The organism is Pedobacter alpinus (genome assembly GCF_042684645.1).
GTDB lineage: Bacteria > Bacteroidota > Bacteroidia > Sphingobacteriales > Sphingobacteriaceae > Pseudopedobacter > Pseudopedobacter alpinus.
The window spans coordinates 1-23,996 of record NZ_JBHULV010000003.1 but is presented as its reverse complement, the minus strand read 5'-3'; the positions used below and the strand labels follow the sequence as shown (position 1 = coordinate 23,996).

At 32.5% G+C, this 23,996-nt stretch carries 27 protein-coding genes; 15 read left to right on the top strand and 12 right to left on the bottom strand.

The window, feature by feature from the left end:
• Positions 1-270 precede the first annotated feature (270 nt).
• From ACFSSE_RS00410 to ACFSSE_RS00400, 3 genes are read left to right on the top strand one after another with little or no spacing between them, the layout of a single operon-like run.
• Entirely contained in the window at positions 271-552 is a 282-nt protein-coding gene (locus tag ACFSSE_RS00410) for a type II toxin-antitoxin system RelE/ParE family toxin (RefSeq protein ID WP_379041179.1), read from the top strand.
• An 11-nt stretch (positions 553-563) separates the two neighbouring features.
• On the top strand, positions 564-863 hold the full coding sequence (locus ACFSSE_RS00405) for a HigA family addiction module antitoxin (RefSeq protein ID WP_379041178.1): 300 nt from the start codon (positions 564-566) through the stop codon (positions 861-863).
• A 59-nt stretch (positions 864-922) separates the two neighbouring features.
• Positions 923-1,942: an acyltransferase gene (locus ACFSSE_RS00400; RefSeq protein WP_379041177.1), complete on the top strand. Its 1,020-nt coding sequence runs from the start codon at positions 923-925 to the stop codon at positions 1,940-1,942.
• 59 nt (positions 1,943-2,001) lie between these two features.
• Here the strand turns inward: ACFSSE_RS00400 and ACFSSE_RS00395 are convergent, their stop codons facing one another.
• The 7 genes from ACFSSE_RS00395 to ACFSSE_RS00365 form a co-directional block, all read right to left on the bottom strand.
• Positions 2,002-2,451, bottom strand: a complete 450-nt coding sequence (locus ACFSSE_RS00395) for a KTSC domain-containing protein (RefSeq protein WP_379041176.1) — start codon at positions 2,449-2,451, stop codon at positions 2,002-2,004.
• 310 nt (positions 2,452-2,761) lie between these two features.
• Positions 2,762-2,884, bottom strand: coding sequence for a helix-turn-helix domain-containing protein (locus ACFSSE_RS00390; RefSeq protein WP_379041175.1), 123 nt, complete (start codon positions 2,882-2,884; stop codon positions 2,762-2,764).
• A gap of 2 nt (positions 2,885-2,886) precedes the next feature.
• Positions 2,887-3,048, bottom strand: coding sequence for a hypothetical protein (locus tag ACFSSE_RS00385; protein ID WP_379041174.1), 162 nt, complete (start codon positions 3,046-3,048; stop codon positions 2,887-2,889).
• 32 nt (positions 3,049-3,080) lie between these two features.
• Complete coding sequence (locus ACFSSE_RS00380) at positions 3,081-4,052, bottom strand: hypothetical protein (protein WP_379041173.1); 972 nt, start codon at positions 4,050-4,052, stop codon at positions 3,081-3,083.
• A 77-nt stretch (positions 4,053-4,129) separates the two neighbouring features.
• The gene (locus ACFSSE_RS00375; RefSeq protein ID WP_379041172.1) at positions 4,130-5,152 is read right to left on the bottom strand and encodes an asparaginase; all 1,023 of its coding nucleotides are present in this window, start codon (positions 5,150-5,152) and stop codon (positions 4,130-4,132) included.
• 41 nt (positions 5,153-5,193) lie between these two features.
• Positions 5,194-5,961, bottom strand: coding sequence for a TatD family hydrolase (locus ACFSSE_RS00370; RefSeq protein WP_379041171.1), 768 nt, complete (start codon positions 5,959-5,961; stop codon positions 5,194-5,196).
• A gap of 83 nt (positions 5,962-6,044) precedes the next feature.
• Complete coding sequence (locus ACFSSE_RS00365; RefSeq protein WP_379041170.1) at positions 6,045-6,674, bottom strand: LysE family translocator; 630 nt, start codon at positions 6,672-6,674, stop codon at positions 6,045-6,047.
• A 317-nt stretch (positions 6,675-6,991) separates the two neighbouring features.
• On the opposite strand from ACFSSE_RS00365, the gene ACFSSE_RS00360 reads away from it, so the two are divergent.
• Together ACFSSE_RS00360 and ACFSSE_RS00355 are read left to right on the top strand one after the other, a co-directional pair.
• Positions 6,992-7,432, top strand: a complete 441-nt coding sequence (locus tag ACFSSE_RS00360; protein WP_379100641.1) for a deoxycytidylate deaminase — start codon at positions 6,992-6,994, stop codon at positions 7,430-7,432.
• A 5-nt stretch (positions 7,433-7,437) separates the two neighbouring features.
• Entirely contained in the window at positions 7,438-8,277 is an 840-nt protein-coding gene (locus ACFSSE_RS00355) for a hypothetical protein (RefSeq protein WP_379041168.1), read from the top strand.
• On the opposite strand, the gene ACFSSE_RS00350 is transcribed toward ACFSSE_RS00355, so the two are convergent.
• On the bottom strand, positions 8,274-8,471 hold the full coding sequence (locus ACFSSE_RS00350) for a hypothetical protein (protein WP_379041167.1): 198 nt from the start codon (positions 8,469-8,471) through the stop codon (positions 8,274-8,276). The two genes, ACFSSE_RS00355 and ACFSSE_RS00350, sit on opposite strands and share 4 nt — an antisense overlap.
• 489 nt (positions 8,472-8,960) lie before the next feature.
• Here ACFSSE_RS00350 and ACFSSE_RS00345 point away from each other — a divergent pair, with 489 nt between their 5' ends.
• The 4 genes from ACFSSE_RS00345 (at position 8,961) to ACFSSE_RS00330 (ending at position 13,809) form a co-directional block, all read left to right on the top strand.
• Positions 8,961-10,145 carry a helix-turn-helix domain-containing protein gene (locus ACFSSE_RS00345; RefSeq protein ID WP_379041166.1) on the top strand — a complete coding sequence of 395 codons (1,185 nt, stop codon included), beginning with the start codon at positions 8,961-8,963 and terminating at the stop codon, positions 10,143-10,145.
• Between the two features lie 251 nt (positions 10,146-10,396).
• The gene (locus ACFSSE_RS00340; protein WP_379041165.1) at positions 10,397-11,419 is read left to right on the top strand and encodes a TonB-dependent receptor plug domain-containing protein; all 1,023 of its coding nucleotides are present in this window, start codon (positions 10,397-10,399) and stop codon (positions 11,417-11,419) included.
• Positions 11,388-12,563: an outer membrane beta-barrel family protein gene (locus tag ACFSSE_RS00335; RefSeq protein WP_379041164.1), complete on the top strand. Its 1,176-nt coding sequence runs from the start codon at positions 11,388-11,390 to the stop codon at positions 12,561-12,563. The genes ACFSSE_RS00340 and ACFSSE_RS00335 overlap by 32 nt, the downstream gene beginning before the upstream one ends.
• Before the next feature lie 442 nt (positions 12,564-13,005).
• Entirely contained in the window at positions 13,006-13,809 is an 804-nt protein-coding gene (locus ACFSSE_RS00330) for a hypothetical protein (protein WP_379041163.1), read from the top strand.
• A gap of 679 nt (positions 13,810-14,488) precedes the next feature.
• Here the strand turns inward: ACFSSE_RS00330 and ACFSSE_RS00325 are convergent.
• From ACFSSE_RS00325 to ACFSSE_RS00310, 4 genes are read right to left on the bottom strand one after another with little or no spacing between them, the layout of a single operon-like run.
• Entirely contained in the window at positions 14,489-16,516 is a 2,028-nt protein-coding gene (locus tag ACFSSE_RS00325) for an OmpA family protein (RefSeq protein WP_379041162.1), read from the bottom strand.
• 4 nt (positions 16,517-16,520) lie between these two features.
• A complete protein-coding gene (locus ACFSSE_RS00320) occupies positions 16,521-17,504 on the bottom strand; it encodes a PorP/SprF family type IX secretion system membrane protein (protein ID WP_379041161.1) in 984 nt (327 codons plus the stop codon).
• Complete coding sequence (locus tag ACFSSE_RS00315) at positions 17,497-18,705, bottom strand: gliding motility-associated C-terminal domain-containing protein (RefSeq protein WP_379041160.1); 1,209 nt, start codon at positions 18,703-18,705, stop codon at positions 17,497-17,499. The genes ACFSSE_RS00320 and ACFSSE_RS00315 overlap by 8 nt, the downstream gene beginning before the upstream one ends.
• Before the next feature lie 6 nt (positions 18,706-18,711).
• Entirely contained in the window at positions 18,712-19,461 is a 750-nt protein-coding gene (locus ACFSSE_RS00310; RefSeq protein ID WP_379041159.1) for a hypothetical protein, read from the bottom strand.
• Between the two features lie 207 nt (positions 19,462-19,668).
• Between ACFSSE_RS00310 and ACFSSE_RS00305 the strand changes: the two genes are divergently transcribed.
• The 6 genes from ACFSSE_RS00305 to ACFSSE_RS00280 all read left to right on the top strand — a co-directional run bounded on the left by ACFSSE_RS00305 (position 19,669) and on the right by ACFSSE_RS00280 (position 23,964).
• Positions 19,669-20,514 carry a transketolase gene (locus tag ACFSSE_RS00305; RefSeq protein ID WP_379041158.1) on the top strand — a complete coding sequence of 282 codons (846 nt, stop codon included), beginning with the start codon at positions 19,669-19,671 and terminating at the stop codon, positions 20,512-20,514.
• Between the two features lie 215 nt (positions 20,515-20,729).
• Entirely contained in the window at positions 20,730-21,683 is a 954-nt protein-coding gene (locus ACFSSE_RS00300) for a transketolase family protein (RefSeq protein ID WP_379041157.1), read from the top strand.
• 71 nt (positions 21,684-21,754) lie between these two features.
• Entirely contained in the window at positions 21,755-22,297 is a 543-nt protein-coding gene (locus tag ACFSSE_RS00295; RefSeq protein WP_449304936.1) for an RNA polymerase sigma factor, read from the top strand.
• 31 nt (positions 22,298-22,328) lie between these two features.
• The gene (locus tag ACFSSE_RS00290; RefSeq protein ID WP_379041155.1) at positions 22,329-22,937 is read left to right on the top strand and encodes a hypothetical protein; all 609 of its coding nucleotides are present in this window, start codon (positions 22,329-22,331) and stop codon (positions 22,935-22,937) included.
• A gap of 5 nt (positions 22,938-22,942) precedes the next feature.
• Complete coding sequence (locus ACFSSE_RS00285; RefSeq protein WP_379041154.1) at positions 22,943-23,377, top strand: hypothetical protein; 435 nt, start codon at positions 22,943-22,945, stop codon at positions 23,375-23,377.
• Between the two features lie 197 nt (positions 23,378-23,574).
• The gene (locus tag ACFSSE_RS00280) at positions 23,575-23,964 is read left to right on the top strand and encodes a hypothetical protein (protein ID WP_379041152.1); all 390 of its coding nucleotides are present in this window, start codon (positions 23,575-23,577) and stop codon (positions 23,962-23,964) included.
• Positions 23,965-23,996: the final 32 nt, after the last annotated feature.

The following is a 23,996-nucleotide window of genomic DNA, read 5'->3' as shown; positions in this document are numbered from 1 at the left end:
GATGATGTTGATGATGAAATTTTGAGTTTTTTTGTGTTATTAATTTATGAGGTAAATTATCGAAATTGGCTCAGGAACTTTTTTAGAATTGTAATATATTCGGGAAAAATATTTCCTCGATTTAGTAAGTTTCCATATTTGTTCCTCAAGTTGCGTCATTTATGCACAATAAACAAAATATTAAACTACATCGTTTGATGCGGTATCACATAAATTTGTGTCCCCATAATAATTTACTTACCTTTGACGTAAGTAAATTAAAGCGGCGATATGTTAACCTCCTTCGGCAAAAAAGACACAGAGAAAATATGGAAAGGAAAGCGTGTCAAGGGTTTATCAACAGAAATACAGGAAATTGCAAGAAGGAAATTAAGAATGTTAAATAACTCGCAAAATCTGACTGACTTACAAGTTCCGCCATCGAACCGATTGGAGAAACTAAAAGGAAATTTTAAAGAATTTTATTCAATTAGAATTAACGACCAAGGGCGCATTATTTTCAAATGGAATAATGGAAATGCTGACGAAGTTGAAATAATAGATTATCACTAAATTAAAAAAAAATGGAAAAGCTAAAAAACATTCATCCCGGAGAAATTCTTCATGAAGAATTTTTATTGCCTTTAGAAATTACGGCATATAAACTTTCCAAAGAACTTGGAATTCCTCAAACACGTGTTTCTGCTATCATAAAAGGAAACAGACGTATCACAGCGGACACAGCACTTAGACTTTCTAAATATTTTGGAAACTCTGCAAAGTTTTGGTTAGGACTCCAAGACGATTTCGACATTGAAGAGGAAAAAACCGATAAAAAAGCAGAACTGGATGCAATCAAACAGCATTCTCGCAATGCTGCATAAAGGCAAATTTGCACAAAAATGGCTTTTAATGGTATTTTTACAGTTCAACAAATATTATTTTGGAACAAAAACAAGAATGGTTTAATACATTAAGAGTAATTGCAACAATTGCTGTAATAACCATTCATGTTAGTAGCAACGCAATATTAAAACACAACACTTTACCATTTAGTAATTGGGGTTTCGCTTTAGTTTTTAGCAGTATCTCCAGATTTTCTGTTCCTATATTTTTTATGCTTTCCGGCGCTTTATTACTTCAAAAAGACGAAGGCATTCATCAGTTTTTATCTAAACGTTTCTTAAAAATTATTCCTCCATTAATTTTTTGGAGTTTAGTTTATATATTTTATGATGCTTTTATTGTAGCAAAAAAAGCTTTTACAATTACCAACTTCATTGCTTTAAAATGGGATGAATTATTGAATGGCAGTCAATACCATTTGTGGTTTGTTTACACCCTTTTAGGCTTGTACCTTTTTATACCAATTATTAGAAAATGGGTAAAACAAGCTTCAATTAAAGAACTTAGTTACTTTTTAGCAATTTGGCTTATTAGTTTTTTATTTACCATACCATCAATAAAGCAATTTTTACCAAAAATTGAACTCTCTAATTTTGCAGGCTATTTAGGTTATATGGTTTTAGGCTATTTTTTAATGCAAATACACATCAAAAAAAAATATGCTGCTATTTTTGCATTATTGGGTTTAGCAGTAATCATTTTTGGCACTTATTACTTAGCAATCACTAACCATCGCCTATCAAAAAACTATTTCGTAAACAATTTAAATTACCCTGTATTTATATATGCCGTAGGTGTTTTTATGCATTTTAAAAATTACGAAATTCAAAACCAATATTTAAAGGGCATTATTAATTTTATTAATAAATATAGCTTCGGGATTTATTTAGTGCATGTGTTGTTCATCAAAATTTTAAATACAGCAGATATCAATTGGAAAATGGCTCATCCGGCTATAAGCATTCCTTTTACAGTTTTAACCTGTCTTGTTTTATCAACTTTGTTGGTTTATTTAACTGGCAAAATAACTGATATTATAAGGAAACAATTGTCTTAAAACAAAAAAAGACCCGTCTTTTGCAGACAAGTCTTTGTTGTTATACTTATAACAATTAACTATGCAGTAGCTACTAATCTATTTACGCTTCTGTAAACAAAAGAGCTAAAAATGTGTCTTCGAGCAAATCTACCTCTACTATCCGCATTTACCAATTTCACATAAACAGCCTTAGGAACATCAAAGTATTCGTACTCGTTACCATCATAGAAAGTAACTTTCAAAACCTGCGACTTATATTCAAAATCTGAAATATTAGATTCGTTAATAGTGGTAGTATATTCGGCTAAAGATTGTTTACGCGTTTCTGGCGCAATACTTACTAAAAAGTGATAAGCTTCAATTATATATTTACTTTTCTCTTCTGCGTCTAATTTACTTTCTTCGCTATCCTGAAATTTATCTGGATGCCATTTTTTCATTAAGCTTCTGTAAACAGTTTTTAACTCCTGTAAATCTGCAGCTTCCGTAACTTCTAAAAACTTACGGTAATCAACAATTTTCTTCATAAAATTTTTCTTAACTATTTTCTTGGAGATTTTATACCTTACCGCCAAGAAAATAATTTTGCAAAGCTAAGCTTTTAAAATGATTTAAAAAAAAGGGTTTTAATTGTTTATTTTAAGATAAAGATTGATGGTGTTGAAAACAAAAAAAGATAATATTATCTATTGAACTGGTTGCAAGTTTAAAGATTTGCGATTTATTTACAAAAACTTGTCTGCCCGCACAAAATTTAATAAAATGTGCTGAGTGCGCATAAAGCACTTAGCTCGGGAATAGATTTAAACTTGCTGTTATAGGGCGCTTTTCTTTTTCTTAGTGCAGTTTAATTGAAAGCTCTAATTGTCCACCAAAACCAAGTTCAACAATTTTTTGAAGTGTCGAAATACGAGCTTCTTTTATATTGTTTTCAATTTTTGAAATATAAGATTTGGTCATTCCTACTTTTTCTGCAAGTTGTGCCGAGTCATTCCCATTTCAAGTCGAGTGTCATGAATTAAGGCCCCGATTTTGAAATTTTCATAGCCCGCTTCAAGTTCGTCACGTTCGGTATTGCCGCGTTTTCCGTAGTTTTTTTCTTTAAACTCTTCAAGAGTCATCATACTATTTTTCGCTTTATAGCCAGTGGTTCTTGTTATCCTTCGATTGTCGATATATGTTTTTCTTTACAATAATTTTCAACTTCTGTGTCATTTGCAAAGTAACTGTCACAAAATTCGTCAAGTTCCTTTTCTGCTCCTGAAACATATTTTTCGCTTGCGGTCATTAGTTTCTCTGTCTGCTCAATGAACTTTTCAAACTCTTTATTCATTTTACAAAGTTTGTCAATTGTCTTAAAGTCCAAGTCACGAAAAACAGAAGGATAAAGTACTTTGCTTTGATATGGATTTGTGTTTAGTTCAATAATGCCAATTCCAAAAGATTGATTTAGTCTTGCCATTTCTTCATTCAAACTGTCGCTAAATTCAAATGCAACTAAATAACCATAATTTGCCCAGCTTGAATTTGAAACAGCTTGGAAAAATGCTTTTTTAAGCTCGCTGTCACTATTGATTTCCCTTTTTAATTCATATGAGCTTATTTTAAAAGTGTCAATACGATTTATTGATTTTAAAAAATTCTGACTGGCTTTTGTCTGTAAGTTTAGAAACTTAATTCCAACCATATCTGGATGTGTCCAAATTTGGTTGTTGTCTTTTCCGTTTGATTGCTCGTGAAAAATTGTCTTTGAGTAAGTGTCTGTATTTTTTAAATAGCTACTTAAAAGTTTATGTAAATCTCTTTCTTCGTAAGTTTTTGACTTATGTATTTTAATTGGTTGTGTTATCAGAACTTCAGTGTCGCCACTTAAAATTTCAACTCCGATATTTTGCTCGTTTTTTGTCAGATAGTAGGAGTAAGTTCCACCGTCTTGTTTTATTCTCTTTACTCTTGTATCTCCATTACGAATGAAGTCGCCTAAAACAGCCGAAACTGTAGAACCTGGAGTTTTTGCTCCGCCAAAGTCATAATAGTTTTTGTCGTTGATATGGTTTAGCACCACCAAATAATTGGTGATGTCGTTAATGTCTTCTAAACTTTTTAATACAGCTTCTTTTAATGTCATTGTCTGTTCGTTTTTTTGTTACGGTTCGGTCGTCCTACACTTGCCACTAACTAATATATATGAGTTTAATAACAAATTTAATTCTTCGTCAACTCCCCTCTAATAGAAGTTCCCAATCTCCTCAACAACCTATCTTTTGGGTAATTACGTCCTAACAAATACATTAATTTAGTAACTGCTGCTTCAAAAGTCATATCGTAACCGTTAATTACACCCATTTCTTTTAAAGCGCTACTGGTTGCATAACGCCCCATTTCTACAGAACCTACTTTACATTGCGAAATATCTAATATTATTTTGCCAGAATTTATGGCATTCTCTAATTTATCTAAAAACCATTTGGCAGTAGTTGTATTTCCTGTTCCAAAACTTTCCATAATTATGGCTTCCGCATCAGAGTTTAATACGGCATCAATAATTTCCGGACTAATACCTGGGTATAATTTTAAAACTCCAATATTATTACTCACATTGGTATGAACCTTAAAAATTGTATTCTCAAGCTTTCCTATAACAGCATCATTATATCTAATATGCACACCTGCCTCTACCAAAACCGGGTAATTGGGAGACCTAAAAGCTTCAAATTTTGCCGAGTTGTATTTGAAAGTTCTGTTGGCTCTATAAAGTTTATTCTCAAAATAAATACAAACTTCTGGCACTCTTGCTCTGCCATCTTCTAACTTAGCAGATGCAATTTCTAAAGCAGTAATAAAATTTTCTTTAGCATCTGTACGTACTTCTGAGATTGGCAATTGTGAGCCAGTAAAAATAACTGGTTTTGCTAAACCTTCTAACATAAAGCTTAAAGCTGACGCTGTAAAAGCCATCGTATCTGATCCATGAAGAACTAAAAAGCCATCATGGTCTTCATAATTTTCGTGAATTAACTTTGCTAAAAACGCCCAAATTTCGGGCGTCATATCAGAAGAATCTATAATTGGATCAAAAGAATAAACTGTTAATTCATAATCCATCCGTTTTAATTCCGGAACGTTTTCTATAATTTGTTCAAATGTAAAGGGTTTTAACGCTCCAGTTTCAGGATCTGTGATCATACCTATAGTACCACCAGTATATATCACAAATATTTTTGTCATGTTTAATATTTTAAAAGAAATACAAATTAACGCTTTATGATTTATATGCCAAAAACTTTCTTCGAATTAGCGGTTGTAATTTCGGCAATTTCTTCCAAACTTTTTTGATGCAAGTCTGCAACTTTTTGTGCAATATGTACCAAATAAGAACTTTCATTTGGCTTACCTCTATATGGACTTGGTGCTAAATAGGGCGAATCTGTTTCTAAAACCAAATGAGCTAAATCTAATTGCGCTACCACATTATCTAATCCTGCTTTTTTATAGGTAACCACCCCTCCTATTCCCAAATAAAAACCTAAATCAATGGCATGTTGTGCTTGTGGTAAATTGCCAGTAAAACAATGGAAAATCCCTCTTAATTTTTCATCTTTTGTTTCTTCTAAAATTTCAAAAACTTCATCAAATGCGTCTCTGCAATGTATTACAATTGGTAAATCTAATTCTTTAGCTTGGGCAATTTGTTTCCTAAAAGCACTTTGTTGTTGCTTTAAAAAAGTTTTATCCCAATATAAATCAATACCAATTTCGCCTATTGCGTAAATTTTATTTTGTTTTACAGCATCAGCAATCTGCTTTAGCTCTAATTCATAATCCTCATTAACATCACATGGATGCAAGCCCAACATTGGGAAACAATTATTTGGGAATTTTGATGCTAAACCAAAAACTAAAGGAATAGAAGTACTACTTACATTAGGTAAAAATAACCTTGAAATATTGTTTTGCAAGCACCTATCTAATTGCTCGGTTTGTTTAACGGGATCGGTTTCGTAATATATATGCGTATGCGTATCTGTAAGTATCATATCTGACTTGGAAATTGATAATAACTATTTATTAATGTAGCCAAAATAGAATTAATTATTGATGGCAAAAGCAGTTTATAAAATTATATCAAACTATGCCCAACTACTAAGTTGTAAATCAACTTAAACGCAAAAATTATAATAAGTACGCCAGCAATTTTATTTAAGTTTTGGATGGTTTTCTCTTTAATTTTATAACGCATTTTATAGGCAAAATAAGCCTTTAAAGTATCCATACCAAATAATGTAATTAATATAGAACCAAAAAACGGAATAATTTGTTGCGAAGTTAACTCGCCATAAATAGAATACACACCGCTAGAAACGCTAACCCAATAAAGTAAAATAAAAGGGTTAAAAATACACATGAAAAAACCCTTAAAAAAATAGCCAGCGTGTTTAATGCGAGAAGATTCTTGCGTATAATTAATTTTAACTTTTTTAAATAAATAATAAAAGCCAATGCTTAACAAAATTACACTGCCAACAATACCAATTGGGATACGGTAAGTGCTTTCAAAGCTTAATAAACTTGTACCAAAAAGGGTAATGGTCATGTAAATAAAATCGCTAACAACTACCCCACCTGCAAGTGCTACCCCGGCAGCAAAACCTTTCTCAATACTTGTTTTAATTAGCGCAAAAAATACAGGCCCGGTTAAGAAAGAGAGTACAATTCCTAAACCAATTCCCGAAATAATAAGTTCTAGCATTAATTTAATTTAGCATCTGTGCAATTGCGAATATGCAATTTTCAAAAGCAAATACATAGTTTAATTTTATAATCAATATTAAATTTACTAAAATATTTTGCTATTATTTTTGTATTCCCTTAGTTTAATTACTTTTACAAAACATACAAGATCAGCAAAAAAATATACTTTATCAAAACTCCAAAATGTTATAAATATTATAGATTTTTGCTGCCATATTTATTGCCGTCAAACCAATTTTGATTGGTTTTTTAATCATAAAATCATAATCCATTAGCTTTTAAATAGTAATGAAATTAAGTTTTAATTCAATTTTCATGAATTTAGCATCAGACCTTGCTTTTCGCTCGCATTGTGTAAAAAGACAAGTTGGTGCTGTTTTAACAAAAGATACAAGAATTATATCTATAGGCTATAACGGTCCGCCGCCAGATACCCATAATTGTGATGAGGAATGGCCAGAAGAAGGTTGCCCAAGAGATTCAAGAAATAGTTGTTCTTTAGCATTACATGCGGAAGAAAATGCAATTTTATACGCTGTTAAAAACGGTACTCAAATACAAGGATCAACCTTATACACTACGCTATCGCCTTGTATTGCTTGCGCCAGATTAATATTATCATCAGGCATTAAACAAGTATATTTTAAAGAATCTTATGCGCTTTATAAAGGTTTAAAAAACGATGAAGGGGTCGATTTTTTGAATAAGTTTGGTGTAAACTGTGAGGTAATGCCAGAAGAGCCTTTTGCTAATTAAATCTCATGAAAAAATTACTGCTCATTATTGTTCTTTTTGTTAATGGATTTGCGTTTTCGCAAAATCAAAAATTAAAAGATGATAACATCAATGAATGTTCTGGCATTGCCGTTAGTACTTTAAGCGACCATTTAATGTGGGTACATAATGATAGTGGCGATAATAGCAGGATATTTTTAATTGATGATAAAGGGAATACTGTGGCCACTTATAATTTTAATAAGGAGGTTAAAGATTGTGAAGATATTGCCATATCATACCAAAATGGAGGAAACTCTAAAATATTCGTTGGCGATATTGGTGATAATAAAGCGGCAAGGCCTTACATAAGTATTTTTAAATTAACTGAACCTGATGTAAAAATCACGAGTAAAAAAGAGCTTAAAATTTGTGATGTTGAAGAGCTTAAATTTAAGTATCCAAACGGGTCAAGAGATGCTGAATGTTTAATGGTTGATAAAAGAGATCAGAAAATATACATTATTTCTAAAAGAGAAGATAGCGTTGGAGTTTACTCTGCACCATTAAATAGTAAAGCAGGGCTAATAATTACGCTAAAAAAGGAGGCTGAATTATTTTTCAATGCCCCAAAAGTTTCTAAATGGGTTACAGCCGGAGATATTTCAAGAGACGGAAAAGTTGTGGTGGTAAAAACTTACATAAATATTTACTATTGGGATAGAAAAGAAAATGAAACCATTCCGGAATGCATAAAAAGAGCCTACATTGGCCTCCCCTACAAACCTGAAGGACAAGGTGAGGCAGTAGGATTAACACGGAGTGGCAGATTTTATTACAGCATCCCAGAAGGTAAGTTTGCCGAAATCACTTTTAAAGCAATTTAATTTACAACCTCGTCATCATCTTGGTCGGGTAAAATTAAATCATCACCAAACTCTTCATTTACATCATGCACCCAGTGCTCTTCGTTGGTGGTTTCATGCAAATTTTCAGTTTTTTTATTCACCACTTTATCTGAATCGTTGATTACTTTTTCTTCTCCGTTAACTGGATTTTTTGGGTCTTGAGGATTTTCCATAATTATTGTTGTTTTTGGATATTAAAACAAAAAGCTTACCAACTGTAAGACAAACAATAATTTAAAACCTTATGGGAGTTTTTTTTAGCACTTTAAGCTCATTTTCAAGAAAAGCTCATTTTAATTAAATAACTGCTTAAAATCATCAATCGTTTTAAACGTGGTCCGATTTATAGCTCATACTTTAGCTAAAATTAAAGCCCTGGTCAAAAGGAAATGATATAATATATACAGTCTTTTATACGGTTTAATTATTTAGCATATTTACCCTGTATTTCAAACAATGAATACGTAGAAATAACTTTTGAAGCCAACTGAAACCATTATGTAAATCTAAAAAACACATTCTTAGACAAAGAATACAACTTAAACTTATTAAAGCTAATTATTTAGATAATAATTTCATTAAAAGTGAAATTCAGCTCCTAAAAAACTATTTTTACTAAAGAATAATAGGATAAATAAACCTGGAATTAATAACTTATAAAAATGCTTTTTGAGTTTAATCTTTATAGTACCCTTCCGCTGATTTTCTTTTTTCATATTCTCATTTACAGTATCTTATTTTTTATAAGAAGTAGCCGGCAAGAAAACTATGCCGATAAATTGATGGGCTGGTTTTTATTTATTGGTGCTTTTATAGTGGTTCCTTGGATGGTTGGCTTTGCAGGTTGGTATGATAATCAACCTTATCGGGATATTTTATTTTTCACTCCTTTTGTTCATACTTTGGCCATTGGGCCGCTACTATATGTTTATGTAAGAGCCATAACCGATTTTAATTTTAGAATTACAGGTAAAGCCTACCTGCATTTTTTACCCGCTATTTTATATTTGGTTTATAGATTAACTTCTACAGGCGTCGATATTTTAGTTTTTGATAAATACAATTTAACCAATGAATATGAAGACCCAGATTTTGCTGGCTGGTACAGTGCCTTATCTACCTTAAGTGTTTTGGTTTATTTGTTTCTTTCTATTAAACATTTTAGAGCCTACAAACAATATATTAAACTCACCACGTCCTTCGCTGATTTAGTGAGCTTAAAATGGTTGAGAAACTTTTTATATGCTTTTGGATTGCTTACTATTTTACCAATTATAAAAGATATTTTATCTAACTTTTCTTTCTTTGAAAAGATGCGATATTTTTGCCCTTGGTTTTATTATGTGGCTTTTGCCATTGTAGTTTATTATATCGCTATCAATGCTTATCAGGCGGTGTACATTCATTTAAGAAAAATAGAATTTAAGCCTCAATTATTATTAGCCTACCAAGAAACAGGAAAAGATTTGGAACTTAAACCTGATGAAGAGGTGGTTGTTTTGCCTGTAGATGAAAAAGGTATTGAGTTAAAAAACGGGATTCTTAAATTAATGGAAGATGAATTGCTTTTTGAACAACCAGACCTTACTTTGAGCGATATTGCCGAAAAATTAGCTACCAATTCGGTAATTTTAAGTAAGGCTGTGAACCAGCAATTCGGGATGAATTTTAATGATTTTATTAATCAATACCGTGTTAACGCGGTAATTGAAAGAATAAAGGACCCGAAATTTAAAAATCAAACTTTACTGGCCATTGCATTTGATGCGGGCTTTAATTCTAAAGCTACTTTTAACCGAGCTTTTAAAAAATTCACCAATAAAAACCCTAAAGAGTATCTAAATTAATACGTTCTTTTTGTGTTAGGGATAGCAATGGAAATCCTTTTTTGTCTCTCTGAGCGTAGTCGAAGAGTACGCAAAAAAGATTGTAATGGATAGCCCGACCGCCATTTGGCGGAAACGCCCAAATATTTCTAACCTTTTTTATGAAACAAGTCTCAAATTATAATTTGATACCTATTTAACGCCTCAAATTATGATTTGAAGCGATGCGCCTTTCTTTTTGCCACACCTTTGGAGAAACAAAAGAAAACAGCATGAAAAATTTAGTACTCATCCTTGCAATTGGCTTAGCTTTTAAAGTAAGCGCACAACAAAAAGATAGCGTAAAAGTAGATACTATTAAAACTCAAAACTTAATGGAAGTAGTTGTAAAAAGTGCAACTCCATTGGTTCAGGTTTTAACCGATAAAGTTTTGTTAAATATTGATGCAATGCCCAATGCGGCCGGAACTAACGCTTTAGAATTATTAAGATTGGCCCCAGGCGTAACAGTTGATGGGCAAGATAATATCCAAATGAGCGGTAAAAAAGGAATACAGGTTTTATTAGATGGTAGGTTACAAAATTTAAGCGCTCAGCAAATTGCATCTTTATTAAAGGCTACCGATGCTGCAAATATTAAAACCATAGAAGTGATCGCTAATCCATCTTCTAAATATGATGCTGCAGGTAACGCCGGAATTATCAATATCGTTTTCAAAAAATCTAACCAGTATGGAACAAACGGCAGCGTAACTTTAGGCTATCAACAAATGCAAAATTACCGCCAAAACAGTGCTTTCAACATGAACTGGAAGGCAAAAAACGTTAATGTTTTTACCAATGGTAATTATGATAACAGCCTACAATTTACTACCGTTAAAAGTGACAGGTATTTAGCAGATAAAACTTTTATGCAAAGCGGTGTTGAGCAACAAGGATATAAAAAACCAGGGGCAAGGGCAGGTGTAGATTATCAGTTAAATAGCAAAAACACCATTGGTGCGATTGTTAATTACAATCAGATTTGGGACAATTTCCCTTCAAATGCTACTACTTTAATTCAAAGTGGCAACCAAAACCAAATATTAAATACCGTTACTACTGCAAACCTTACCGAGAATAGATTGAATACTAATTTGAATTATCAGTTTAAGGATACTACCGGAAAAACTTTAAATGTAGAGGCCGACTGGCTTAATTATAAAGCTAGCTTAACAAATTTTGTTTCTAACACTTTTAATAACAACAATAGCATTAACCGTTTTGATAACGATACTAAAACAGGTATTAATTAATTTATTTTCTGCTAAAGCAGATTTGAGCACTAAGTTTTTAAAGAACGGGAAATTTGAAGGTGGGCTTAAATTTACATCAAGCCAAACCGAGAATAATTTAAAAACCATGCAGCAAAATGCTATGGAGCAACAACAGAACCAAGCTAATGATTTTAATTACCGTGAGCAAGTTTATGCTGCTTATGGTTCTTTCAATAAAAATTTTAATAAATGGAGTTTAAATGCTGGTTTAAGAACAGGGCTTACACAAAGCAAAGGGCAATCATTAGATAATAATCAAAGTAAAACAATACTATCTGACAGTTTGTACCTTAATGTTTTTCCTACTTTATTCTTAAGGTTCCAAAAAGATGAGAATCATTCTTTCGGATTTTCTTATACCAAGAGGTTAAACCGCCCATCTTTTCAAGATCAAAATCCGTATATCTATCGTACCGATTCTTATTACGCACAACAAGGTAATCCACTTTTATTGCCTCAATATACCCAAAGCTTAGGTCTAGATTTTACTTGGAAAGGGCAAACTCAAATCAAACTAAATTTTAATCAGACTAAAAATTTGCAAGAGAATATCATCATCCAAACAGGCGATCAAACTTTAGCAAAATGGGTAAATGCGGGTACCAGAAGTTTTTTAAATATCAATGTAAGTTCACCTTTCCAAATTGCTAAATTTTGGAGCGGCTACGCTTCTGCAGAGCCATATTATCAGTTCTACAAAGCAGATTTAAGCAAAATAAGCAGCTTGGGAAATATCAACAATGGCGGTTTAGGTTTTAATTCATACATCAGTAATAATTTTGATTTAGGGAAAAAATGGACTGCTTCTTTAAGCAATTGGTTTAACTATGCAAGTCGTTCTTCAATTTATAAGACAAAAGCTATTACGAGTGTAGATGTAGCTTTTAAAAAGCAGTTGCTTGGCGATAAAATGACTTTAAACTTAGCTTATCGCGATATTTTTAATACCCAAAGATGGGCACAAACGGCATTAGCCGGCGATATCAATCAATCTAGTGTGCGTAAATGGGAAAGTAGTGGAGCGTATTTTGGTTTAAGCTATCGCTTTGGTAACCAAAAAATTAAAGCAAATAAAAGAGCTAATCAAATAGAAGAACAGCAAAGAATAAAGTCGAGAAATTAAACTAATGATAAGTAAGTTTTAAAAAATAATACAACAAAAAAAGGAGGCCACTTGTGCAAAAGTGGCCTCTTCTTTAGTTAATCTAATCTAACTAATTGTTAATATTTCTGTCAATTTCATTAGTGTGTTAGCTGTTTTTTAGACCAAAAATTACAGCATTTATACCTCAATTATTAAAAAATTCAAATTTCGATATCAAAATAGCATAAAATACGCAGTTCTTCGTATGGTATCACCTCTTTGTAAAAACCAATTTTGACGTATGAAATTTATAAGCTATTTAATGAAATTATAAGGTTTGGTGCAGAATTATTTTAAGATAAAATTCTATCAAAACTGATTCTATTTCATTAGAAAACAAATTTCATAGAACTTATGACGAACATTTAAACAGAATTTAAAAAGCTCAAAATCAATCAAAAAAAAATCTAAATCAAAAAAAATGAAATTAAAAACACTTATTGCATTTGCATTAGCAACTACATCTTTTAGCGCAATGGCTCAAAAAGAAACCAACCCAGTTGTAATACAAGAAAGCCTAGACTGGAGTAAACTAAGAGTTAGACCAGGATTGGCAATTTATATTCCTTATGTTGAGTTAGCTTCTACTCAAATTACAGGAGAAGTTTACACACAAGCTGCCTACCAATTGAATAAGCGTGTTGATGTAAATGCAAAACTTAGTTTAGGTTCTTTTACCGGAGTTGCCTTTGGAGGAACGCTACACACCACAGATAAAATGGTAAACAAATCGACGAAATTTAGAGTAGGTTCTAGTACTAAAGGAAACATTGAAACAACTAGCTTTTACAGAAATAATTCTGATTACAGAGTGGTTAAAGGCCCAACTGCAGAAGTTAGAATAGGAAAATTTGGTGATAGTGGTTTTTATACAAGAATAGATGGCGGTTATGATATTCAGACTTACGGAAGATCTTATTTTAGAGGCTTTGCAGGAAATAAAAATGGCTTTACTTCTATTAGGTTTTTAGCTACTGTTGCTAAATTTAACCAAGCAGAATACACTGGTTTTACACAAAATTATGAAAGTAGAGTTGGAGCTGGAGGATTAGTTAGCTTATTTGCTGAAAAAAGCCCTTGGAAACGCGTAACTTTTCATCTTGGACTTGACGGTGGATACATGAAAATATTTGGTGTTACCAAAAACCCAGGTGCTTTAGGGATAGAAAACAATACCTCAAATTATATTATGGAATTGAAAGGTGGGCTTAGTATTGGGTTGTAAAGTTTTACCTTTCTTTAGCTAATTACTTGTGGTTGGTGTTATCACCAACTCTGTGGTTGGTGTTATCACCAAACTCTGTGGTTGGTGTTATCACCAACCACTTTAACTCTGTGGTTGGTGTTATCACCAACCACTTTTTTTTTACTATTTGAATTTTCTAAAACGGTTTGCAAATCCTAATTTATTATTAAGTTGATTAGACACGTGGAATAACTCAAACAGCTAATATAAACTCTGTGGTTGATGTTATCATCAAACTCTGTGGTTATCACCAACCACTCTTGGTTGTTTCTTGATTTTTTTCATGTGTTAAGTTAAGGGAAACTTGCGACACGTTGAGGAACGAAACGTCTCACAAGCAGATCTACTCATAGTATATAATACCTATTTGTGAGATTTTTCACTGCGTTCAAAATGACGAAATTCTTAACTTAATGACATTTAGCTTGCACTAGCTTGTTTAAATGCCTCATTTAATGACCAACTTCCTTCAACCTAAAATATAGAATTACAAACAATATAATGTAATAAGTTAAACTTTTTTAACATAGTTAAACGAGAATTTTGTTTTTCACCAAACACAAGTAAGTCCTTTAATAACAATACTAATTTCCAAAAAAAAGAGACCACTTGTGCAAAAGTAGCCTCTCTTAGGGTTAATCTAATCTATGTTTTATTGTTATTGTGTGCCTGATATTAAAGGGAATATTGGGTATAAATTATAACTCGGAACGTAAGACATTACTGGGTCAACCTTTACCACTTTAAATTCTGTTCTACGGTTAAGTTGATGATCAGCAGCAGTACATTTTGCACCATCGGTACATTTGTTTAATAATTGTGTTTCTCCAAATCCTTTAGCGCTTAAACGTTCTTTGTTAGCTCCTTTTTTTAATAAATAACTTTCTGCAGAGGCAGCTCTTTTTTCGGACAATGTCATGTTGTAGGTAGCCTTACCTCTAGCATCTGTATGCGAGCGCAACTCTACATTAACATTAGGTGTGCTCTTCATAAAATTTAATACTTTCTCCAATTCTGGTTCAGCATCTTTTCTAATATTAAACTTATCGAAATCGTAATAGATATTGTTCAACCTCACTAAATAAGCATCCTCCCCTTTTTCAACCTCAAACTTTACATTGTAAACTGTAGATTCGCTTGTGCCTTTAGTACTAATTTCACCTTGTTGTCTGCTGTAATATTTATCTAAATCTCCACGAACGGTATAATCAGTTTCTTTTTCTAAATCGAATTTAAAACTTCCGTTTTCATCAGAGATTAAGCTTTTTTCTGCACCAGTGTTTTTGTTAACCAAATAAACTTTAACACCTTCCATTGGTGCACCATCCGTTTTTTGTACCACTTGCCCTTGTACTGCAAAAAACATTTCTTTAGGGCGTTCACTAAACTGGTAAATATCATCCATACCTTTACCACCTGGCCTGTTGGATGATAAGAAACCTGTTAAATTATCATCAAAATAATAAATACCAAAATCGTCTTTTGTAGAATTTATTGGGGCTTTTAAGTTTTCGGGTTCAGTCCATTTTTCTTTGCTACCTTTTGCAGAAAACACATCTAAACCACCAATAGTAATATGCCCTCTTGATGAGAAATATAACTTACCATCTTTTCTCACATAAGGAAAAACCTCATCTTCTTTAGTATTAATTTCTGATCCACAATTTTTTGGTTTTGACCAGCCAGAACCTGTGTTTTCAGAATAAAAAATATCCATACCGCCTAAAGTTCCAGGCATATCCGAAGCAAAATACAATGTTTTACCATCCGCACTTAATGCTGGGTGTTGCACAGAATATTCAAATGGTTTATTGTAGGGAAATGCTACTGCTTGCGCCCAAACACCACCTTGCTTTACTGCATAATAAATAGCTTTCTTAAAAACTAAATCTTCGCTTTTAGCTGGCATTTCAGATTTATCTGGCACACCTGCTTTAGTAAAGTACAAAGTATTGCCATCAGCACTTAAAGTAGCCGGCCCCGAGTGGTAATTATCATTAATTTCTTCGGGCATTAAAGTCAATTTTAAACTACCGTTAAATTCGCTATCTACGTTTTCTGCTTGGTAAAGTTTAAGATATGGGTTACCCGTCCAACCGTAAATTTTAGAAGATTTGCTCCCTTTACTTTCTGGTTTTATAAATTCTCTGTCAGATACAAAAATGAATCCTTTATTGTAAGGAATTGGAGAGAAATCAGATTTATCGGTATTGAAACCACTTTCGTTTACAATTTCGATATTTAAGTTTGGATTTTCTAGCCAAATACGAGCGGCATCGCACCCATTGGCTAAAATTATAGCTTCCTCACTTTTAGAAGGCACTCTTTCTGCGTAAGTTAAATAACTTCGTTTAGCTTGTTCAAATTTTCCGTTTTGCTTTAAAGCACCTGCGTAATAAATATAATTAATTGGGTCAAAACCCGGGAAAGTTAAAACTGTTGCATAAGCTTTTTCTGCTTCTATGGAGTTGTTTGTAAACCTGTAACAATTGGCTAATTTTTCTGCCGTTTCTACAGTTGGGTTTTTATCCATCACTTTCTGATAGATTTCTATTGCATATTTATAATCGTACTTTTCGTAATACTTATTTGCTTTACCTAAGTCGTCTGACAGTAAATTAAGGGGAACTATGTAAATAATAATCCCGATGCAAAAAATAATTAATAATAGCTTTTTTATTTTCATTACCTTAAAAATATCGTGGTGAAAGTATTCTATAATCTTTTCTTGCACTCAGGTTATAACCTATAGAAATCTCATGCGACCCGTTATCAAAACCTCTAATAGAAGAAACTGAATAATCGTAAGCGTATCCTAACCTAAAACCTTTACCTGCGTAAACCTCTAACATTCCAACAGCAGCATTAGCGCTATTTACAGAGCCAATCACACTGTTCTTTTTCCAAATATTAACTGATGTTCTGTACGATGCACCAATCCACACTCGCTCCCCTAATAAGAAAAAATTATTGATATCTAAATTGGTTGGACCTTTAGTATCTTCTTTTATTAAAAAAGATGGCTTAAACTTTAAAAAATCGGTAATATCAAACAAGTAACCTGCGGTTAAAAATATATGCCTGCCTTGTTTAACTACTAAGTTTTTTGTTGCTGAGCTATAATCAATTACTTGAGAAAATAAATTTGTAGTTGATAAGCCTGCATAAAATTTATCGCTGCTAAAGTGAACCCCTGTTCTAGCATCTGGTGCTATAAAAGAAAGTCTTCCGCCTCCAAAATTAGGGTCAGATGGATCTTCAAAATTAGCATCTGAATTATTTAAAGTAAATTGGGCAATACCAACTCCTAAACCTAGTGCTAAAGTTGAATTTTGACCAACTTTTAATCGGTAAGCATAATTAAAGTATGCATTTGTTTGTCCTTGCAAACCTATTTTATCATTAACAATACTTAAACCTAAGCCAACTTTGTCGTTGTTAAAACTACCATCTAATACAATAGATTGTGTTTTTGGTGCACCTTCAAAACCTACCCATTGTGTACGGTGTAAAGCACTTAAGTTTAAACTTTCTTTATAACCAGCATAAGCTGGGTTAATAACTAAACTATTAAACATGTACTGGCTATACTGAGCGTCTTGTTGCGCCGCAGCATAAAAAGCACTTGCTAATAAAGCAAAGCATATAATAGCACTTTTCTTTATTTTAGTCATTTCTAAGCAGTGTTATAAATCCTTTGTAAACCTTTTGCTCTTTGTTTATATTTACTTTAAGCAGGTAAAAATAAGTTCCGTTATTTAGGCTTCCGCCGTCCCAAGCATTGGCATTATTGTATCCATTAACTTTTAAAATCTCACTACCATATCTATTCAAAATGGTTAACTCGTTATTAGGAAATAAGTCTATATTTTTAATTTCCCATTTATCATTTTTACCGTCTCCGTCTGGAGAAAAACTATTGAAAATGGTAATAGGGTCGTTATTTGGAGTTATTGATGACATGGTAATTGACAATAAACTCACAGGTTGAAGTGTAGAGTATGTCATTACCTGATTGTATTGAGGGTTGCCTAAAACAGGCTGTTGGTTTGATATACCTGCCTTTTCCCATAAATTAAACTTAACCCAATTAACCAATTGGTTAAAATTTCCATCTAAAGGATTGTTGTAAAAGAAATTAAAATCTGCTAAGCTTGTGCCTGTTTTCTGATCTAGAAGATAGAAGAATAAAGGATTAACTTCATTAACATCAAACCGCTTAGCATCTCTGCTAAAACCTTCATTACTGGGGTCTTTTTCAACAAAACTTAAGCCTATGCTGTTGTTTAAATTGTCTTTAGTTAAAACTGTTACTGGTCTATATTTAAAACTTCCCGAAAGGTTAGAACCTAAAGGGTAAGTATAAGTTGCACCGCTACTGGTGTTTCTGTATAAAAAACCTTTTAAATTAGTGCTTATAAAACCTGTGGTAAATATTAAAGATGTTTGAGTAGTTCCTAAAACTTCAAAATTCTTATCTTCTAATGCTAATTCCCTATCTGCTAAGTCTAAATTCGCTCTAACATCTGTATTAACTAACAATTTTTTAATGCCGGTGCCTGCTAATGTTAAGTTTGGGAAAACAGTTTTTTGAGTGCCACCAATATTTTGGTTTGCTCCGTTTAAAGTTACTAAGCCCGAAGAAGGTAACGTAAATACTCCTTGGGCATCAGCATTAGCCCAATTGCCACTTACATTTATGTTTCCTAAATTGGTAATGCTTCCGCTGATATTATTAAAATCGCCAACAACGTTTATTGATGCTCCGTTTTGGATAATAATATTGCTTCCGTTATTTACAAACTGGGCATTTGCGCCAGTGTGGATACCAGCGTTTAATAAAAAAACAAGAAATAGTGTAGATTTAAATCTCATTTATAATTATTTAATGATAGCTATTTCGTAAGCTCCTGCAGGTACATTTAAGTTTCCGTTGGTTGCATTGTAAAATTTAACAGTTACTACATCTGTTGCGCTAACCCTAGCATAGGCTATTATAATTCCATCTGGTAAGTTAAACTTAGGAGAGCAAACAACTGCAAAATCGGTTAATGCACCAGCAAAGGGAAAAGTTTGTGGTGGTGATGAGGAATTTGCAGGGATTGAAAATCCAGCACTAGAAACTTCTATTTTCTCGCTTCTTTTACCTATTACTAATCTTCTCCATGCTAATACAAGTGGATTTAGAGAACTTAATTCTTGTTGATATATATCACCTGTAGAAATATCTAAATACAAATCGTTTAGCTTACCTATTGTTTGTGTAGGGCTTGTGCTACCAGGAGGAACACCCTGCCCTGTAAACCATTCTACACCAGCCCCAATCTCAATCCAAGTGGTTCCATTCCAATAATTAAATTTTAAAGTCCCTGTATTATAAATCAACAAACCATTGGCTGGCGCTGCTATTGCATCTCTTTGTGTGGTTGTTAACCTTGGTGTAAGCAAACCTTTATTTGTAGAAACTACATCTAAAGCTGCACTTGCATTGGGAGTTTGAGTACCAATACCTACAGAACCTTGTGCAAAACCAGAATGATTAAAACCGATACAGATAGCAAACAGAAAGTAAATTGTAGTGAAAACATTGGGCTTTAAATTTGCTTTAATGATTTGTAAAGTTTTTTGCATGTTGTTAAAAAGTTATCAACGTTAAGTTATAAACATTTTCAATGTAGTAAAACATCGCTTTACGTTTATTAAAACAAAGATTATTTATAAAAAAGTATTATCAGCCAAAAGTTTTCCACAATGTGTTGTTAACATGTTTAAGGTTCATTATTATTATGCCTTTCCAGTAATTTTTTTACTTTAGTAACAATTTTACAACAATCAATTATGACATTAGAAAATACTGACTTAAAACGTATGGCCTCTCAGGTAAGAAGAGACATTTTACGAATGGTTTACGAGTGCCAGTCTGGCCACCCTGGAGGTTCTTTAGGATGCACTGATTACCTGGTTGCTTTATACTTTAAAATTATGAAACACGACCCATCTTTTAACATGGATGGTAAAGGTGAAGACCTTTTCTTTTTATCAAACGGTCACATTTCACCAGTTTTTTATAGTGTTTTGGCAAGAGCCGGATATTTTGATAAAGAGGAGTTAAAAACTTTTAGAAAACTAAACTCAAGACTTCAAGGGCACCCAACAACCCACGAAGGTTTACCAGGGATTAGAATTGCATCTGGTTCTTTAGGACAAGGATTGTCTGTTGCTATTGGCGCTGCTTTAGCTAAGAAAATGAACAAAGACAATGGAATTGTTTATACTTTGCAAGGTGATGGAGAACTGCAAGAAGGCCAAAACTGGGAAGCTGCAATGTTTGCACCATTTAACAAAGTGGATAACTTAATTTCAGTTATTGACGTTAACGGACAACAAATTGACGGACCTACTGATAAAGTTTTAGGCTTGTTAGATTTACATGCAAAATTTACTGCTTTTGGCTGGGATGTGATGGAAATGAACGGTAACGAAATGGATGAAGTTGTAAAAACTTTAGAGCAAGCAAAAGCCAAAACCGGAAACGGCAAACCTATTTTAATTTTAATGAAAACTGAAATGGGTAACGGTGTTGATTTTATGATGGGTTCTCATAAATGGCATGGTGTTGCACCTAATGAAAAACAATTAGGAGAAGCTTTAGCGCAGTTAGAAGAAACTTACGAAGATTATTAAGATAGTTAGTGATGAGTGGTGAGTGGTGAGTAAAAATCAAACAAAGCCTCATGAACTCTTTATTTACATTAAATAAACCTAATGAACTCCCACTACTAATGAACTCCTTAAAACTATAAAAAAAGAGTAGCACTCTTGAATGCCATCAATTAAATTAAAAAACAATGAAAAACTGCGTAGCACTCTTGAATGCCTAAATTTAAAATAGATAAAAAATGAAAAAATATACATATACAGAAAGTAAAGATACCCGTTCTGGTTTTGGTGCTGGTTTATTAGCAGCCGGAAGAAAAAACCCGGAAGTGGTAGCACTTTGCGCAGATTTAGTGGGTTCACTAAAAATGCAAGACTTTATTAATGAGTTTCCAGAAAGATTTGTACAAGTAGGTATTGCTGAAGCAAACATGATTGGTATTGCAGCTGGTTTAACAATTGGTGGTAAAATTCCTTTCACAGGTACTTTCGCAAACTTTTCTACAGGTAGAGTTTATGATCAAATTCGTCAATCTGTAGCTTATTCTGATAAAAACGTTAAAATTTGCGCTTCACACGCTGGTTTAACTTTAGGAGAAGATGGTGCAACTCACCAAATTTTAGAAGATATTGGCTTAATGAAAATGTTACCGGGGATGACAGTTATAAATCCTTGTGATTATAACCAAACCAAAGCAGCAACAGAGGCTATCGCCGAGTTTCATGGCCCTGTTTACTTACGTTTTGGTCGCCCGGTAGTTCCAGTTTTTACACCTGCAGATCAGAAATTTGAAATTGGTAAAGCGTGGATGGTTAACGAAGGTAAAGATGTGAGTATTTTTGCGACCGGACATTTAGTGTGGGAAGCTATTTTAGCGGGTGAAAAGCTTGCAGAAATGGGGATAGACGCAGAAATCATCAACATTCACACCATTAAACCACTAGACGAAGAAGCGGTATTAAAATCAGCTGCAAAAACTGGTTGCGTAGTAACTTGCGAAGAGCATAACCGTTACGGTGGTTTAGGCGAAAGTATTGCTCAATTATTATCTACCAACACTCCTACTCCTATGGAATTTGTAGCTGTTGATGATTCTTTTGGAGAAAGTGGTACACCAGCACAATTAATGAAAAAATACGGTTTAGATAGTAGCAATATTATTGAGGCGGTGCAAAAAGTGATGAAAAGAAAATAATTAACTTTTAAACATTTGTATTTTAAGCCGAAGTTTCTCAACTTCGGCTTAATTATTTTATAAGAATGATTATAGAGGACTCAGTTATACTTCAAAAATTTGAAGACGAAAAAACAAGGAACGAGGCTTTTTCTCTCTTACTAAATAAGTATCAACAAAAAGTTTATTGGCATATTAGAAGAATGGTATTAAACCATGATGATGCTGATGATATAGTGCAAGAAGTATTTATAAAAGTTTGGAAAAACTTAATAAATTTTAGACAAGACGCTCAACTTTACACTTGGCTTTATAGAATTGCCAGTAACGAGTGCATTACTTTCCTCAATAAAAAGAAAGCCAAAAACAACATCCCATTTGATGATGTTTCTGAGCAACTTACCAATTATTTAAGCGAAGAAAATTATTTCACTGGCGATGCCATTCAAAAAAAATTGCAAGAAGCCTTAATTACTTTGCCCGAAAAACAAAGGCTTGTTTTTAACATGAAATATTTTGACGATATGAAGTTTCAGGAAATATCTGATGTTTTGGGCACAAGTGTGGGCGCCTTAAAAGCATCATACCATTTAGCTGTTAAAAAAATAGAGAAACATTTACTTTCAACAGATTAAACCTTTTAAACTTTAATCACTCAATAATACAATGAAAACAGAGGAAGATTACATGGATTGGGAAAAAGAAGCACCTCTTTTATGTTCAATTAAAGGTAAACAAGCTTTTATAGTTCCCGAAAATTATTTTGAAGACTTAAACAACCAAATTAAAAGCAGTATTAATTTGAGCCAGCTAGGTATTAATAGCGAAGGTTTTACAACTCCAACAAATTATTTCGATAGTTTACAAAACGATATAACGTCTCAAATCTCATTGCTAGATATTAAAAACAGCAATGCAGGTTTTAATACCCCTAATGATTATTTCGAAAAATCTAAAACTACTATTTTAGATAAAACATTGGTAAAAAGCACAAATAAAAGCAAAATATTTAATATCAGTTTTATTAGATATGCCGCAGCTGCCTGTATTTTATTTGCAACATCTGTTGGTGTTTATATGAATATACAACACACCAATAACGTCAATTATCAACTATCAAAAATTGCAGATGAGGATATTGAAAACTATTTACAGTCTAACGTAGATGCCAATGATTTGTCTTTAATAATTGAGAATTTAGAAGAACCAAATTCGCTACAATTAGAAAATTCTTCTACTAATGATATTCAAGAATACTTAAATAAAACTCCTTAATAAGCATGAAAAATATTATTACTATACTTTTTTTTGCGCTATTTATGGCTACAAATATTGCTTTTGCACAGCAAAATCAAAGCAGAAATAAAAAGACACAACAAATTGAAGCTATTAAAATGGGGTTCATTTCTGGTAGGTTAAATTTAACTGATGAAGAATCAGCTAGTTTTTGGCCAGTTTATAAACAATATCAAAAAGAAACTGCGCAACTTTTACAACAGAAAAAAAAGGCTCGTGAGCTTAACAGTACAAATCCTAATAAATCTGTAGATGATGACTTTATATTTGACACAAAAATATTAGAGCTCAAAAAAAAATATAGAAATGAATTTAGGAAATCTCTAAATCCAGAAAAATTAAAAGCATTATATTTAGCTGAAAGGGATTTTAGAACAGAGTTAATAAAGCAACTTAAACAGAGAGCAAACGATAATTAAATTAAAATTAATTTTTCACCCTTTTCAACTACCAAAATAATTTTCTATTCATCTAAATTATAGTTTAATTATCATTTTATTTCTTAATAAAATGATAATTAGTAGTAGAAATAAATACTTTGTACGTATTTATAGGTATTCTATTACCCGTAATTTAGGGTACAAATCAAACATCTATTAGATTTAAATTAGTAAGTATGAGAAAGCCACATACTTCAAATTCTATTTTTAAACTAATCATCATCCTGCTTTTGTTTTTTGGTTTTACTAAAAACACGTTTTCACAAGATTATTACGAAAAATTTGACAAAGCTTGGGCGCTATCAAACGAAAGTAAATTTGACCAAGCATTACCTCAATTTTTCGATTTACTAAAAGAGCGGCCATATTATGAACAAGTTCATGTTCAAATAGCATGGATTTACCTTTGTCAGAAAAATATGCCTAAAGCATTAGCTTATGCAAACAGTGGCTATAATTTAAAGATGGACGATATTGCCGCTGTACTTTTAAAATCTTATTACGAATTTGCAAACGGCAACAAAGAAAAAGGGACATATCTGTCCGAACAATTTCCGATTTCGTAAAACGGAATTATTAACTAATTGATTTACAGTTA